Origin of the sequence: Nocardia sp. NPDC050712 (assembly GCF_040654295.1) — a bacterium.
Lineage (GTDB): Bacteria > Actinomycetota > Actinomycetes > Mycobacteriales > Mycobacteriaceae > Nocardia.
Genome location: NZ_JBFAHT010000001.1, coordinates 634,611 through 649,277, shown reverse-complemented (window position 1 = coordinate 649,277; position 14,667 = coordinate 634,611). Strand labels below are relative to the sequence as shown.

Genomic DNA, 14,667 nt, shown 5'->3' with positions numbered 1-14,667 from the left:
GCGGGTGGTGTTAACATGACTAGCCCGCAAAGCGCGGGCACGTACGGGGCTGAACGGTTTCGACTGCGTACGTCGATTCAGGGGAAGCGTGTCGGTGCAGGCAAGAGACCACCGTAAGCGTCGCTGCAACCAATTAAGCGCCGATTCCAATCAGCGCGACTACGCTCTCGCTGCCTAAGTAGCGAAGCGTGTCTGTCAGTCCGGGTTCGTCCCTCGATCCGGGTACTGGCATCAGCTAGAGGGAATTACCGTCCAGGTCGGTCGCGGATCTGGGTGGGACATCGAACAGCGACTGGGATCGTCATCCGAGCTTGTTCGCGAGACCCGGAGATCCAAGTAGAGACTTAGCGAACTGCACACGGAGAAGCCCTGAAGACACGGCGGAGGACCCGGGTTCGATTCCCGGCAGCTCCACTCCAAAGGCCCGGTCCTGACGGACCGGGCCTTTGTTCGTTCAGCACGCCCGTGCGCGCTCACCCACCTCGTCGAGGTCGTCGAGGAAGCGATCTATGCCGGCCGATCTGGCCTGCGGGGTGCCGACCCGGGTTCGCACCGTGTGCTCGGTGCGGTCCAGGACGGCGGTGTGCACTCGCGCTTGCGTCTGCTCGACGAGTTCGCGACGGAGTTGCCGGATGCGGGCGCGGCCCTGTCGCGCGGTGCGTTCGGCCGCCTCCTCGGCTTCCGCGCGCAGGTCCAGGAGGATTTGGGCGGCTGCGGCGTTCGCCTCCTCGGTCAGTTGCGTTTTCGCGATGGCCCCCTGGGCCAGGGCGGCCTCGTGGGCTTCGGCGGCCGCGGCCACCTGGATGGCCGCGTGCTCGCTGTCTTCGAGTTGACCTCGAATACCGTTCTGCGCCTTGTCCATCGCTGCCCGTACTCGAGGAGCCACCGAACGGACCAGGACGTAGACGACGACCGCGAAACCGAACAGCTGACTGAGGAAGATCGGCCAGTCCCAAATGATGTGGAACATGGGCCTACCCCCTTCCCGCCCTGGTGATTTCAGCACCGAGTACCCGGTCAGCGAGGGTCCGGGCGAGCGGATCCACGTCGTCCTGGAGTTCGGCGGTGACGCGCTCCACGTCCGCTTCGAACTCGGCCAGCGCACCCGCGATTTCGGCGTCGGAGTGCGCCTGTGCCTCGCCGCGCCGCTGCGTGATGAGGGAATTCCCTTCGTCACGTGCCTGTTTGCGGATTCCGGTCGCCACCACCCGCGCGTCGGCCAGCGCCGCCTGGTAGACGGCTTCGGCCTCCGCGCGGCCTTCCCGTGCGGCCTGCTGATCGGCCGCGGTCCGGGCGACCCGCTCCTCCCGTTCGGCGAGCACCCGGTGGATCGGCGGGACGACGAAGCGCCAGATGACGCCCAGCACGGTCAGGAAGATCAGCAGTTCGGCGAAGAACGTGCCGTTGGGGAGCAGGAAGTTCTCTCCAGCAGTGTTTTTCGTCGACATGACTCGCTACTTCCCTGGTGTGGCGAACACGAACAACGCCATGAACGCGAGGTTGATGAAGTACACGGCGTCGATCAAACCGACCGCCATCAGATAGTTGCCGCGCAACCGGGATTCCGACTCCGGTTGCCGGGCAACGCCGTTGATCAAGGCCGAACCGACCAGGCCGTTGCCGAAGCCCGCGCCGATCGCGCCGCCGAGCAGGATGAATCCGCTGGCGATGAGTGCCGCCGCCTGGATCATGCCGGTGTTGGTGATGTCAGACATCTTCGCTTCCCTTCTCGATGAAAATTAAGTCTTGGTGTGGCGGGTCAGTGCTTTTCGTCCGCGCGCGCCATCGCCTGGCCGAAGTAGAGGATGGTCAGCAGCGTGAAGATGAAGGCCTGGATGAGCCCGACGAACAGATCGAGCAGTTTCCAGATCGCGTTGGGGCCCCAGCTGATCCAGGCCGGGAGCAGGGTGATCACCGAGAGCATCACGCCGCCGGCGAACATGTTCCCGAACAGCCGCAGCGACAGCGACAGCGGTTTCGCGATCTCCTCGATGATGTTGATGATGACCATCGGGCCCCAGCCGCCGTGCCCCTTGAGCAGCAGCTTCAGGTGGGTGAGCGGCCCGCGCCGGGCCGCGCCGGCCACCTGATAGCCGAGGAAGACGAACGCCGCCAGCGCGTAGACGAAGTTGATGTCCGCTGTCGGCGGGTGAATCAGTTCGCCGTCGCCGTAGCGCACCGGGAGCACCGCCAGCCAGTTCGACAGCAGGATGAACGTGAACAGCGTGACCGCCAGCGGCAGGACGAACGGCGCCACCCGCATCCCGATCGCGGCCTCCACCTGACCGCGCATCTGCACCGTCACCGTCTCGAAGAACAGCTGAACCCCGTTCGGCACACCGGAAGTCACCGTGGCCCGCAGGTAGAAAGCCAGCCCGAGCACGATCGCCGCGGCCACCGTCGTCGACAGGATCGTGTCGAGGTTGAACTCCATCCCGAGCCACCGCGCCGTGTGGTGCTCGCCGACCTTCACCGTCGTCATGTCCGCCCCCGCAGCAGCGGCCGCGTCACCCGCAGCAGGGCAACAGCTTGAAATGCCGCCAGCCCCAGCAGTATTCCGACACCACCCGGTCGGACGAAGTAGGCGAACGCGACCGAAACAGCCGTCAGGACAACCAATCTCGCACCCGAGAGCACCGCGAGCGCACCGACACCCGCCGCCGCATCCGCGATCCGCGCAACCGACACCTGGGTGAATCGGTCATTCCCCCAGCCCAGCGCCAACCCGGCGCAGATGAACAAAACCAGCGATATCGCCATGAGGCCTCCCCGTCGAGGTCGTGATACTACGTAGCATAGTTGCTACATTTGATCGCAACAAGACTATTGACTGCGGGTGCCCTCGTGCGGTGCAATAGAGAGATGCGCTGCCGCGCGTGCAAAACCGCGGCTGCCCCTCGTGAGTAGGTTTGGTCCGGGGGCTCGAGTAGTTGTGCTCAGCTGTTCGCGGGCGGGGGCGAGCAGGCTCTGTGGCATGGCAGTTCATACTTTTTCCGCGCGGCAGTTGGCGGCGGTGACGCCCGATTCGCGGGACCGCTATATGGATTTGCTGCGAGTGTTCTCGCTGGCGGCGGTGGTGCTGGGGCACTGGCTGATGGTGGTGTTGGTGCCGGAGGCCGGTGGGGGTGTCCGGGTGGACAACGCGTTGGGGATCATGCCCGGGTTGCAGCCGTTGACCTGGGTGTTTCAGGTGATGCCGCTGTTCTTCTTCGTCGGCGGGTTCGCTCATGCGGGGGCGTTGCGCCGTAATCCCGGCTATGCCGGGTTCGTGCGGGGGCGGGCGGCGCGGCTGTTGATTCCGACGGCGGTGTTCGTCGCTGTCTGGTTGGTGGTCGGGCTGGCGGTCGAGCTCACCGGGTACGACTCGGGGTTACTGCGGACCGCGACGCGGCTGATCGGTCAGCCGCTGTGGTTCGTCGGGGTGTACCTGGGGGTGGTGGCCTTGGCACCGGTGATGTGGGCGCTGCACCGGCGGTTCGGGATCATGGTGCCCGCGGTGCTCGTGGCCGGTGTCGCCGGTGTGGACGTGGTTCGATTCGGGCTGGGCCACAGCGGTTTCGGGATCGTCAATGTGGCGCTCGTCTGGCTTGCCGTGCATCAGCTGGGATTCCTGTACGCCGACGGCCACCTGAATCGGCGGATCGCGGCCGCGCTGACCGCGGGCGGACTGCTCGCCGCGACGGCGCTGGTGACGTTCGGTCCCTACCCGCTGTCCATGGTGGGCATGCCGGGCGCGGCCGTGTCCAACATGTCGCCGCCCACGGCGGCCCTGCTGGCCCACGCGCTGTGGCTGATCGGGGCCGCGCTGCTGCTGCGCAAGCCGGTCAGCCGCCTGCTGGCCCGTCCGCGGGTGTGGCTCGGCGTCGTAGCCGCCAATGGCATCGCGATGACGGCGTTCCTCTGGCATCTGACCGCCCTGTTCCTGGTCAGCGGCCTGAAGTTGGCACTGGACAGCGCCGGGCCGGTGGTGGGGTCGACGGGCTGGTGGTTGACCCGGCCGGTCGAGCTGACCCTGTTCGCGGCGGTGACCGCGGGACTGATCATGATCTTCCGGCGCGCCGACCAGCCCCGCACGTTGTCTCCCGCGGCGGTGGGCACCGGCCGGGCGGCGCTCGGCATGACCCTGTGCCTGGCGGGCGTTCTCGGTATCTCGTCCGCCGGATTCGGCGGCGCGCTGGCCGGACGCACCGCTCCCCTGCTCATGCTCGAGGTGACGCCGCTGCGCTGTGTGGCCCTGCTCGCCGCGGGCGCACTGCTGCTGCGGCTACGACCGGTCCCGGCCGTGCCATGATCGGTGCATGGCACGACGGGTAGCACTCGTGACGGGAAGTTCGCGCGGGCTGGGCGCCGCGATCGCGCAACGGCTGGCCCGGGACGGGCTGGCCGTCGCGGTGAACGGGCGGCGGGATTCCGCGGAGCTGGCGGCGGTGGTCGAGCGGATTCGCGCGGAAGGCGGTGTCGCGGAGGGTTTTCCGGCCGACGTCACCGACGAGGATTCGGTCGGGCGCCTGGTGGCGGCGGTGTCCGAGCGCCTCGGGCCGGTCGCGGTGCTGGTGCTGAACGCGACGGGGCCGCAGCCGGAGGGACTGGTCGCCGAGGTGGGCTGGGCGGAGCATCTGGCGCAGCTGGATTTCTTCGTCAAGAGCCCGATTCTGCTGGGGCGGGCGGTGATTCCGGGAATGCGCGAGCGCGGGTTCGGGCGGATCGTGCAGATCGACTCCGATATCGCCGATCGGTCGGGGCCGGGGCGTTCCGCCTACGCCACCGCCAAGAACGCGCAGATCGGGTTGACCCGGAGTTGGGCGCGCGAGCTGGCGGCGGACGGGATCACCGTCAATACGATTGCGCCGTGCTTCATTCCGGTGGAGCGGCACGCCGGAGTTGCCGCCACGGAACGCGCCGACTATGTGGCCCGCACGCCGGTGGGCCGACTGGGGAAGCCCGACGACATCGCGCACGCGGTGAGCTTCTTCGCCGCCGCGGCGACCGGGTTCGTCACCGGGCAGCGCCTGGTGGTCGACGGTGGGCGCGCGCTCGGCTGACCCGAAACTTGACCCCAACCATGGTTGAGGACGCACAGTGGAGGCATGAGCATACCGCTGGAAACTTGGAATGCCGTCTACGACAACGACTCCGCACCGTGGGTGATCGGCGAGCCCCAGCCGGCGATCGTGGCGCTGGAGCAGCAGGGCTGGATTCGAGGACGTGTTCTCGATCCGGGCAGCGGCGCCGGTGAGCACACCATCCTGCTGACCCGGCTGGGTTATGACGTGCGCGGCGTCGACGTCTCGCCCAGCGCGGTGCGGTACGCGCGCCGCAACGCGGCCGCCCAGGGCGTGCCGGCGGCGCGGTTCGACGTCGCCGACGGCTTGGATCTCGCCGCGGCCGAGACACTGGCCGGCGACGGGGGCGCCCCGGCATTCGACACCATCGTGGACAGCGCGCTGTTCCACGTCTTCGGGGAGTACCCGGAGGCGCGCGCCGCCTATGTGCGCAGCCTGCACGCGGTGTGCGAACCGGGCGGGCTGCTGCACGTCCTGGCCCTGTCGGACCGGGAATCGGGCTTCGGGCCGCGGATCAGCGACACCCTGATCCGTGAATCCTTCGCCACGGGCTGGGAACTGGAGGATCTCCAGCCCGCCCGCTACCTCGGCCGGGTGACCGATTCGGTGGCCGAGCAGGCCGCCGGGCTGGCACAGGTCGACGGCAAAGTCAGCGTCGCGGCCTGGCTGGCCCGGTTCCGGCGACTGGCCTAGCGGCTCATCCCCTTCACGCGGCGGCCGATCTCGCGGGTGACCTCGCGTTCGGCCGTGCGCCGGGCGATGTCCTGGCGCTTGTCGTAGTCCTGCTTGCCCTTGGCCAAGGCCAGCTCGACCTTCACCTTGCCGTCGGAGAAATACATCGACAGCGGCACCAGGGTCTGGTTGCCCTCGCGGGACTTGCCCACCAGCCGCTCGATCTCCCGCTTGTGCAGCAGCAACTTGCGCACCCGGCGGGGCGAGTGATTGGTCCAGGTGCCGTGGCTGAACTCCGGAATGTGCAGGCCACGCAGCCACACCTCGCGGTTGTCGACCGTCGCGAAGGCGTCGACCAGCGAGGCCTTGCCCTCACGCAGGCTCTTCACCTCGGTGCCCACCAGCGCGATCCCGGCCTCGAAGGTCTCCAGGATGGTGTAGTTGTGCCGCGCTCGGCGGTTGGTCGCGATGACCTTGCGCCCCGTCTCCTTCATTCCGTCCACTTTATGTGACGCGGCAAGCGGATTTTCCCGCGGCCGGAGCCTGGGCGGGCTCAGTGCACGTTGTAGTAGAGCACGAGCAGGCCGATGAAGGCGGCCAGCATCAGCAGCGTGGTGATACGGGGGCGACCGAGATGCTTCACGTGTCTGTTTCCGAGCCAGACGGAATCCACCAGGGAGTCTCCTCTTCTGCGCCCGAAGATGTCGGCGTTCCCCGGTTCGCCGGGGGATCCGCCGGATACTTCGGACTCGCCGTCACCGGATGTCACGCGTGCAGGGTAGCGGGCCGCGAGACCATCCTGGCCGGTTTGGTCCCCGATCGCCCCAGCTGTTGCGATTCGGTGATATTGCGGCGCAGCGCTATTGCCCTCAGCTCAGGCGGCGGCGGAAAGCCTCGGTGCCCGCGCCGGTGGCCGGGTCGACGGTGATAACGCGCAGGTCCACCGCGTGCGCGGAGAGGTCCATGACCATGAAGCCGAGCTGGTGGTGGTTCTCGAACAGAGCCGCGTTGGGACCGGTGCGGGCCTCGTGCCCGGAGGTCTTGGCGGCCGCGCCGGAGACGAGCTGACGGGTGCCCTTGGATTCCGGCGTCGGTTCGAGGACCTGCAGGTCGTGGTCGTGACCGGACAGGATGAAATGCGCCTTGCCCGCGACGTGCTCCTCGAAGAAGCGCTTCACGTGCACGCCGTTGATCGGCTCGAGAGGCAGGTTCTCGTAGTTGCCGGCGTTGCCGTGGCTGCCGTTGCTCAGATACGGGTGGTGGGTGCAGACGATCTTCCAGGTGGCCGTCGACGCGGCCAGGGCGTTGTCCAGCCAGGCGCGCTGCTCGTTCATGAACGTGCCGTCGACCGCCCAGTACTCCGAGAGCAGCGGCGGAACGTAGGCCGCCAGCGGATTGAGATCGAGAACGAAGAACTCGACCACCGGATTGGGGCGCACGGAGTAGTAGCGGCTCGGCATCCACCAGCGCGGTGAGACCGCGTGATACTCGACCTCGGTGTTGCCGCGCAGCAGCCAGCCGCCGTCGCCGGGGAGCGCGGAGCTGGTGTCGTGGTTGCCGAGCACCATCGCCCAGGGGAAATCCAGCCCGGCGTTGGGGTTTTCGAACTTGTCCGCGAACTGCACGTCGGTGACGCTGGTGGGCCCGGATTCGTAGATGTTGTCGCCGAGGCCGAGCGCCAGGGCGAACGGCTCGCGCCGGTGGAACTCGCGTGCGGCGTCGGCGACCGCCCACTGGGTGCGGGTGCCGGTGCCGGCGTCACCGGTGATGAGGACGCGGGCGCTCTGCTGACCGGGCGGGAAGCCGAACTTCTCGATGCCCTCGTCCACCGGCACGGCCTGGGCGGGCGAGAGCCCGACCAGGGTCGCGCTCGCCGCGACGGCCGCCGCACCCGTCAGCAGCTCCCGGCGTCCGATGCCTTGCGCGCCACTCATGCATTGCCTCCAGCTGTTCCAGCGACGGTCCCCCGGACATATTGGTCGACTGACCAAGACGTGTCCAGCGCGGCACCGATCGTTCACGACTCGTACACCCGGCATCCTGCCGCAACGATCGGCCGGTGGCCGGGATATCAGCGGGTGGCGAACACGAATTCGACGAGTTCCTTCGCCATCGACTCCGGCTCCCAGCTGTGCTGGGCCCCGGGCATCTGCTTCTGTTTCGCGCCCGCGACGGCGGCGACGATCGAGGCCGCGGCAACCGGCATCTCCGGGAAGGTCTGCTCGCCGAACATCGCCAAGACCGGAACCTCGATGCCCTTGAGCAGTTCCGCGAGGGGCGCGGACTCCGCCCAGACCAGCGACTCCCCATCCGGGCGCAGGCTGCCGGCCTGGGCGACCAGATCGGGGAACTCCGGCGACTGCCGCCAGGCGTCGAAGAACTCCGGCGGCATGTCCTTCATGTAGTACCGCATGGCGCCCTCCAGATCACCGGTGTCGATGCGCCGCTCGACCTCGGCGGCCCATTCCCGGGCGCCACTGTCGGGCGGGCCCAGCGGCGCCTCCCAGAGCGCGAGCCCGTCGACGGCGAGGCCGCGCACGGCGGCGGCGAGCGCGATCGAGCAACCCGACGAGTGCCCGCACAGGACCGCGCTGCCGCCCGCCCGGTCGATCAGGGCGGCCACGGCCTCGAGCTCCCGGGCCAGATCGATACGCCCGTCGACCTGGCTCTCGCCGCGCCCGAGCCGGTCGTACACGATGGCCGTGAGGCCTTGCCGCGCAACCAGTTCGGCGGTCGCGGTGGTGACCGGATCGATGGCCCGGTAAGGCCCGGCGCCGGCGAGGAAGAGCAGCGCGGGACCCGAGCCGCGCAGGTCGTAGGCGACGCGGTCGCCGCGGGCGGTGGTCAGCTGGTCACTCATGAATCGGTCTCCTCGAGCGCGTGGGCGGACCCCGGATCTCGAGGTCTGCTACCGGTAGGACGCCGTCACATCGCGAAATTCATCGACACACACCCGCTACTCGGCCGAAAGCGCCTCCAGCACACCCTCGCCGTACTTGGCGAGTTTGGCTTCGCCGACGCCGCCGACGCCACCGAGCTCGGACAGGCTGGCCGGCTTGCGGCTCACGATCTCCCGCAGGGTGGCGTCGTGGAAGACCACGTACGCGGGTACGCCCTGCTCCTTCGCGGTCGCCGCGCGCCAGGCCCGCAGCCGCTCGAACAGCGGCACATCGGCCGGGGCGAGATCCGCACCGGCGGCCTTGCCCGACTTGGCTTTCGCGGCGCGGGCCGGTTTGGTGGCGCGCTCGGGTTCGCGCCGCAACCGCACCTGGCGGCCGTCGAACAGCACCTCGTTGCCGGCCTCGGTCAGGGTGAGCACGCCGTAATCGCCGTGCACCGCGAGCAGCCCCTGCGCGAGCACCTGCCGCACGACGCCGCGCCATTCGAGATCGCGCAGATCGGTGCCGATGCCGAACACCTTCAGCTCGTGGTGCTCGTGTTGCAGCACTTTAAGATTCGACTTACCGAGCAGGATGTCGATGATGTGCCCGGCGCCGAAGCTCTGCCCGCGCTCGCGCTTCAAGCGCAGCACCGTCGACAGCAGCTTCTGGGCGGCGACGGTGCCGTCCCAGGACTCCGGCGGGGTGAGGCAGGTATCGCAGTTGCCGCACGGATCGCCCTGCTGCCCGAAATAGGCGAGCAACTGGGTGCGGCGGCAGCTCACCGTCTCGCACAGCGCGAGCATCGCGTCCAGATGCAGTTGCAGCTGCCTGCGGTGCGCGGCGTCGCCCTCGGAGGAATCGATCATCTTCCGTTGCTGGACAACATCGTTGAGGCCGTAGACCATCCACGCGGTGGAGGCCTGCCCGTCGCGACCGGCACGGCCGGTCTCCTGGTAGTAGCCCTCGACCGACTTCGGCAGATCGAGATGGGCGACGAAGCGCACGTCGGGCTTGTCGATACCCATGCCGAAGGCGATGGTGGCGACCACCACCAGGCCCTCCTCCCGCAGGAACCGGGCCTGGTTCTCGGCACGGGTGCGGTGGTCCAGACCGGCGTGATACGGGACCGCGGTGATCCCGTTCTCGGTCAGGAAGGCGGCCGTCTTCTCGACGGAATTGCGCGACAGGCAGTAGACGATGCCCGCGTCACCGGGATGCTCGGCCCGCAGGAACTCGAGCAGCTGGCGATCGGGCTTGTTCTTCGGCTCGATCCGGTACTGGATATTGGGCCGATCGAAGCTGGCCACGAACTGCCGCGCGCCGCCCAGATCGAGCCGCTGCACGATCTCGTCGCGGGTTTTGCCGGTCGCGGTGGCGGTGAGCGCGATGCGCGGCACGTCGGGCCAGCGCTCGTGCAGCATGGACAGCGCCAGATAGTCGGGCCGGAAGTCGTGACCCCACTGCGAGACGCAGTGCGCCTCGTCGATGGCGAACAGCGCGACCTTGCCGCGGTCGAGCAGCTGCGCGGTCGATTCCAGGCGCAGCCGTTCCGGGGCGAGATAGAGCAGATCCAGATCACCGGAGAGGAACTGCGCCTCGACCAGGCGGCGCTCGTCCGGGTACTGCGTGGAATTCAGGAACCCGGCCCGCACGCCGAGCGCGCTGAGCGCGTCCACCTGGTCCTGCATCAGCGCGATCAGCGGCGACACGACCACGCCGACGCCGGGACGCACCAGCGCGGGCACCTGATAGCACAGCGACTTACCGCCGCCGGTCGGCATGAGCACCAGGGCATCGCCGCCGGCGATCACCTGCTCGACGATCTGCTCCTGCTCGCCGCGGAAGCTGCCGTAGCCGAAGACGCGATGTAGAACCTCTTGCGCCGCAGTGGATTCCGCGCCCACGGGGGCGTCGCCGTCGGTCACCTGGAATGCATCGGAGAGGGTCACCCGGCCCATCCTACGAGCGGTGCGCGGCGAGCGCGCCGCCGTCGCGAAGGTCGTCCTGGGCGGATGCCGAAGTTGTCCACATGGGGATAAACCAAATTCGTCGAGGTCGGGTGTCCCGGCCGAATGCGCGCCGGGACCAGGGAATTACGTCATTCGCGCACGTAGTAGCGCAGTGTCACGTACGCCGTCACGGCCGCTACCAGCACGCCGACCGGTGCGATGGTCAACGCCACCACGGCGACGTCGTCACCGGTGATGCGCGGGAAGACATTGCTGTCGAACAGCGGCCCGAGCGCCCGGTCGATCACCAGCGGACGCGCGATGAGCAGGCCCAGGATCGCCAGCACCGAACCGGTCAGCGCCGCGACCACCGCCTCCATCAGGAACGGCAGCTGCGTGTACCAGCGGGTGGCGCCGACCAGCCGCATGATGCTGACCTCGGTGCGGCGGGTGAACGCCGCGATCTGCATCATGTTCGCGATCAGCAGCAGTGCCGCCAGCGCCATCACGATCGCCAGGCCGAAGGCCGCGTTGCGCAAGCCGTCGAACAGCCGCAGCAGCCGGTCCACGAACTCGCGGTCGTTGGCGACCGTGCGCACGCCCTGGCGGCCGTGGAAGGACTCGTAGATGTGCTCGTACTGACTACCGTCGCTCATCTTCACCCGCATCGAGGCGGGCAAGGGCGTCTCGGAGATGTACTGCACCATCTCGGGCTGGTCGGCGAAGAGCTTCTTCGCCTCCTCCAGCGCGGCCGCGCGGTTGAGGAACTGCACGCTCACCACGCCGTCGGTCTTCTTCATGTCGGCCAGCAGCGACCGGCACGGCTCGGCCGCGCAATCCGGATCGGTGTCGGAGACGGCCTCGTCGAGATAGAAGCGCACCTCCAACCGGCCGGTGAAGTACTGCTCGGTCTTGTCGGCCATCCGCACCGACAGCAGACCGCCGCCGAGCATCGCCAGCGACACCGCGGTGGTCAGCACCATCGCGATCGTCATGGTGACGTTGCGGCGCAGACCGGTGAAAACCTCGTTGAACAGAAAGCTCAGCCGCATTACCGATCCACTCCGTAAACGCCGTAGGCATCGTCGCGCACCATGCGGCCGCGGTCGAGTTCGATGACCCGCCTGCGCATCGCGTCGACGATGTTGTTGTCGTGTGTGGCCATCACCACGGTGGTGCCGATCCGGTTGATCCGCTCCAGCAGCATCATGATGTCGGCGCTGGTATCCGGGTCCAGGTTGCCGGTGGGCTCGTCGGCGAGCAGCACCAGCGGCCGGTTCACGAACGCGCGCGCGATCGCGACGCGCTGCTGCTCACCACCGGAGAGTTCGTTGGGCAGCCGATCGGCCTTGCCGCCGAGCCCGACCATCTCCAGCGTCTCCGGGACGGTGCGGTCGATGAACTGGCGGCGCTTGCCGATCACCTCCAGCGCGAACGCCACGTTCTCGTAGACGGACTTCTGCTGCAGCAGCCGGAAGTCCTGGAAGACGACGCCCATTCGCTGGCGCAGCTTGGGGACCTTGCGCCCGGGCAGCCGGTCGACCTGGAAGTCGGCGACCTTGATCTGCCCCGTGGTCGGCGCCTCCTCTTTCAGCAGCAGCCGCATGAAGGTCGACTTGCCGGAACCGGACGGACCGATCACGAAGACGAATTCGCCCTTGTCCACCTGCAGTGAAATGTCCTGGAGCGCGGGGCGCGTGGACGTCTTATACAGCTTGGTGACGTTCCGCATGGTGATCACGGGGAGCCAGTGTAGCCAGCAACGCCCGCGCACACACCCAAGCGCAACAGCTATCGACCAGCGGGCTCCGCGTTCTGCGAAGTAGACAGGTTGTTCTCGAAGAAACCGGCGCCCGGTTGCGCCGGTTCATCAGGCTTGACGAACAGCCAGAGCGCGAACGTTCCGACCCAGGCCGCCATCAGGATGGCCGTGGACTTTCGCGGCTTCATCTCGGTCGTCTGCAACGGCTTGATCGAAGTCGGCTTACGAAGTTGAAGTTTCACTGATTCCCTCTCGTCGCAGCGCGGCGGCCACACGCACCCGCAGCTCGCGACTGACCTCGAATTGCTTGCCCGGCAAAGTACGGGCAACCATTCGGATGTTCATCTGGTCCATGGTGAGATCGTCGACGCCCATCACACTGGGCTCGTCGAGCAGGAGCGGCTCGAGCCTGCGGTCGCGATAGGCCTCAGCGCCTACCTGATGCAGGATCTCGTTGATTCGCGTGATGTCGGCGGTGGCGGCCACCGGCACGTCGATCGCGGCGCGCGCCCAATCCTTGGAAAGGTTGGTCACCTTCACGATCTGGCCGTTCGGCACGGTGATCACCTCGCCGTCCGGATTGCGCAGCGTGGTGATCCGCAGCGTGACGTCCTCGACCGTACCCTCGGCCAGCTCCGAGGAGCCGGTGACCGAGATGCTCACCACATCACCGAAGCCGTACTGCCGCTCGGTGATCAGGAAGAAGCCGGCGAGAATGTCCTGCACGATGCGCTGCGCGCCGAAACCGAGCGCGGCGCCGAGCACCGCGGCGGGTGCGACCAGGCCGGTGACCTGGAACCCGAGCCGGCGCAGCACCTCCATGCCGACCAGCACGTAGACAATTGTCAGCACCACCCAGGTCAGCACCTGCGCCAGCGCATGCCGGTGCTTGGCCGCCTCGGTCCGCACCAGCGCGTCGCTGCTGCGGAATCCGGCATCGATCTTGCTGGTGACCCGATCCCTGATAAAGGTCGCGAACCTGCTGAACAGGATCGCGCCCAGAATCAGCAGCACGATCTCCAAGCCCTGCGAACGCAGCCAGACCGTGGTGTCCGAGGCGAGACCGAGAGCCATCACCGCGCACCTCCCGGCCGCAGATTCGTACCATCCGTAACACGCACGCCAGACAGGCTACCGCGCAGCGCCCCGCGACACGAGCGCCGTCGCCCGGCCGCGCGCGCGGATCCGGATCGAAATCCAGCGAGCGACAAGCTAATTCGCCTGCTCTCGCATCCGCCACCGGATTCCGCTCTCGACAAAGGCGTCGATCTCGCCGTCCAGTACCGCTGACGGGTTGTTCACCTCGTAGTTGGTGCGCAGATCCTTCACCATCTGGTACGGGTGCAGCACGTAGGACCGCATCTGGTTGCCCCAGGAGGCGCCCTCGTTGGTCTTGAGCGCGTCCATCTCGGCGCGCTCCTCCTGCCGCTTGCGCTCCAGCAGCTTGGCCTGCAGCACGCGCATGGCCGAGATCTTGTTCTGCAGCTGGGACTTCTCGTTCTGGCAGGTGACCACGATGCCGGTCGGGATGTGGGTCAGGCGCACCGCGGAGTCGGTGGTGTTGACGCTCTGGCCGCCCGGACCCGAGGAGCGGTACACATCGACGCGGATCTCGTTTTCCGGGATCTCGATGTGGTCTGTGGTCTCCACCACGGGCAGCACCTCGACCTCGGCGAAGGAGGTCTGGCGGCGGCCCTGGTTGTCGAACGGGCTGATCCGCACCAGGCGGTGCGTGCCCATCTCCACCGAGAGGGTGCCGTAGGCGTAGGGCGCCTTGACCGCGAAGGTGGCGCTCTTGATGCCGGCTTCTTCGGCGTAGGAGGTGTCGTAGACCTCGACGGTGTACTTGTGGCGTTCGGCCCAGCGGACGTACATGCGCATCAGCATCTGGGCCCAGTCGGCGGCGTCCACGCCACCGGCGCCGGAGCGGATGTTGACCAGCGCGTCGCGCTTGTCGTATTCGCCGGAGAGCAGCGTGCGGACCTCCATCGCCTCCACGTCGACGTGCAGCGACGCGCGCTCGGAGTCGGCATCGGCCAGGGCCTGCACCTGCGCCTCGCCCTCTTCGCCCTCGGCCAGCTCGTAGAGCACGGGCAGATCCTCTAGCCGTTGCCGCAGGTCTTGCACCCGCCGCAGCTCACTCTGGGCGTGCGACAGCTCGCTGGTCACCTGCTGGGCATGGTCCTGGTCGTTCCACAGCTCCGGGTCGGCGGCCTGGTGCTCGAGCTCATCGATACGGCGGCGCAGTTCCTCGATGTCGAGGACCGACTCGACCGTCTTGAGCGTGGTGTCGAGTTCGGCGAGATCAGCGGAAACGTCAGGATGCACGATGTTCAAGA

Annotated in this window: 18 protein-coding genes and 1 other RNA gene; 4 read left to right on the top strand and 15 right to left on the bottom strand. The window is 67.7% G+C overall.

The features are described from left to right. Positions 1–45 precede the first annotated feature (45 nt). Positions 46–417: a transfer-messenger RNA gene (gene ssrA, locus AB0H76_RS03010) on the top strand. A 37-nt stretch (positions 418–454) separates the two neighbouring features. On the opposite strand, the gene AB0H76_RS03005 is transcribed toward ssrA, so the two are convergent. From AB0H76_RS03005 to AB0H76_RS02985, 5 genes are read right to left on the bottom strand one after another with little or no spacing between them, the layout of a single operon-like run. Further along, the gene (locus AB0H76_RS03005; protein ID WP_357316540.1) at positions 455–970 is read right to left on the bottom strand and encodes a hypothetical protein; all 516 of its coding nucleotides are present in this window, start codon (positions 968–970) and stop codon (positions 455–457) included. A 4-nt stretch (positions 971–974) separates the two neighbouring features. Beyond that, complete coding sequence (locus tag AB0H76_RS03000) at positions 975–1,448, bottom strand: F0F1 ATP synthase subunit B (RefSeq protein WP_357316537.1); 474 nt, start codon at positions 1,446–1,448, stop codon at positions 975–977. A 6-nt stretch (positions 1,449–1,454) separates the two neighbouring features. After that, positions 1,455–1,715, bottom strand: coding sequence for an ATP synthase F0 subunit C (gene atpE, locus AB0H76_RS02995; RefSeq protein WP_357316535.1), 261 nt, complete (start codon positions 1,713–1,715; stop codon positions 1,455–1,457). A 44-nt stretch (positions 1,716–1,759) separates the two neighbouring features. Continuing rightward, entirely contained in the window at positions 1,760–2,482 is a 723-nt protein-coding gene (gene atpB / locus AB0H76_RS02990) for a F0F1 ATP synthase subunit A (protein WP_357316532.1), read from the bottom strand. Beyond that, a complete protein-coding gene (locus AB0H76_RS02985; protein ID WP_357316529.1) occupies positions 2,479–2,760 on the bottom strand; it encodes a hypothetical protein in 282 nt (93 codons plus the stop codon). Before AB0H76_RS02985 ends, atpB begins: the two co-directional genes overlap by 4 nt. 214 nt (positions 2,761–2,974) lie before the next feature. Here AB0H76_RS02985 and AB0H76_RS02980 point away from each other — a divergent pair, with 214 nt between their 5' ends. The 3 genes from AB0H76_RS02980 to AB0H76_RS02970 are packed head-to-tail and all read left to right on the top strand — an operon-like array spanning position 2,975 to position 5,756. Then, positions 2,975–4,291: an acyltransferase gene (locus tag AB0H76_RS02980; protein WP_357316526.1), complete on the top strand. Its 1,317-nt coding sequence runs from the start codon at positions 2,975–2,977 to the stop codon at positions 4,289–4,291. Between the two features lie 7 nt (positions 4,292–4,298). Then, complete coding sequence (locus AB0H76_RS02975) at positions 4,299–5,042, top strand: SDR family oxidoreductase (protein WP_357316523.1); 744 nt, start codon at positions 4,299–4,301, stop codon at positions 5,040–5,042. Positions 5,043–5,087: 45 nt separating this feature from the next. Continuing rightward, positions 5,088–5,756 carry a class I SAM-dependent methyltransferase gene (locus AB0H76_RS02970; protein WP_357316520.1) on the top strand — a complete coding sequence of 223 codons (669 nt, stop codon included), beginning with the start codon at positions 5,088–5,090 and terminating at the stop codon, positions 5,754–5,756. Here the strand turns inward: AB0H76_RS02970 and smpB are convergent. The 10 genes from smpB to prfB form a co-directional block, all read right to left on the bottom strand. Beyond that, positions 5,753–6,229, bottom strand: a complete 477-nt coding sequence (gene smpB / locus AB0H76_RS02965; protein ID WP_357316517.1) for an SsrA-binding protein SmpB — start codon at positions 6,227–6,229, stop codon at positions 5,753–5,755. The genes AB0H76_RS02970 and smpB overlap by 4 nt on opposite strands. 59 nt (positions 6,230–6,288) lie before the next feature. Then, the gene (locus AB0H76_RS02960; protein ID WP_357316514.1) at positions 6,289–6,504 is read right to left on the bottom strand and encodes a hypothetical protein; all 216 of its coding nucleotides are present in this window, start codon (positions 6,502–6,504) and stop codon (positions 6,289–6,291) included. Between the two features lie 100 nt (positions 6,505–6,604). Then, complete coding sequence (locus tag AB0H76_RS02955) at positions 6,605–7,669, bottom strand: metallophosphoesterase (RefSeq protein ID WP_357316511.1); 1,065 nt, start codon at positions 7,667–7,669, stop codon at positions 6,605–6,607. 137 nt (positions 7,670–7,806) lie between these two features. After that, entirely contained in the window at positions 7,807–8,595 is a 789-nt protein-coding gene (locus AB0H76_RS02950; RefSeq protein ID WP_357316508.1) for an alpha/beta hydrolase, read from the bottom strand. A gap of 96 nt (positions 8,596–8,691) precedes the next feature. Further along, entirely contained in the window at positions 8,692–10,542 is a 1,851-nt protein-coding gene (recQ, locus tag AB0H76_RS02945; protein ID WP_357320347.1) for a DNA helicase RecQ, read from the bottom strand. A gap of 173 nt (positions 10,543–10,715) precedes the next feature. After that, on the bottom strand, positions 10,716–11,618 hold the full coding sequence (ftsX, locus tag AB0H76_RS02940; RefSeq protein WP_357316505.1) for a permease-like cell division protein FtsX: 903 nt from the start codon (positions 11,616–11,618) through the stop codon (positions 10,716–10,718). Further along, positions 11,618–12,307, bottom strand: coding sequence for a cell division ATP-binding protein FtsE (ftsE, locus tag AB0H76_RS02935; RefSeq protein ID WP_357316502.1), 690 nt, complete (start codon positions 12,305–12,307; stop codon positions 11,618–11,620). Before ftsE ends, ftsX begins: the two co-directional genes overlap by 1 nt. A gap of 50 nt (positions 12,308–12,357) precedes the next feature. Continuing rightward, entirely contained in the window at positions 12,358–12,531 is a 174-nt protein-coding gene (locus AB0H76_RS02930) for a hypothetical protein (RefSeq protein WP_357316500.1), read from the bottom strand. A gap of 19 nt (positions 12,532–12,550) precedes the next feature. Further along, the gene (locus tag AB0H76_RS02925; protein ID WP_357316497.1) at positions 12,551–13,402 is read right to left on the bottom strand and encodes a mechanosensitive ion channel family protein; all 852 of its coding nucleotides are present in this window, start codon (positions 13,400–13,402) and stop codon (positions 12,551–12,553) included. A gap of 138 nt (positions 13,403–13,540) precedes the next feature. Next, complete coding sequence (gene prfB, locus AB0H76_RS02920) at positions 13,541–14,656, bottom strand: peptide chain release factor 2 (RefSeq protein WP_357316494.1); 1,116 nt, start codon at positions 14,654–14,656, stop codon at positions 13,541–13,543. Positions 14,657–14,667 lie beyond the last annotated feature (11 nt).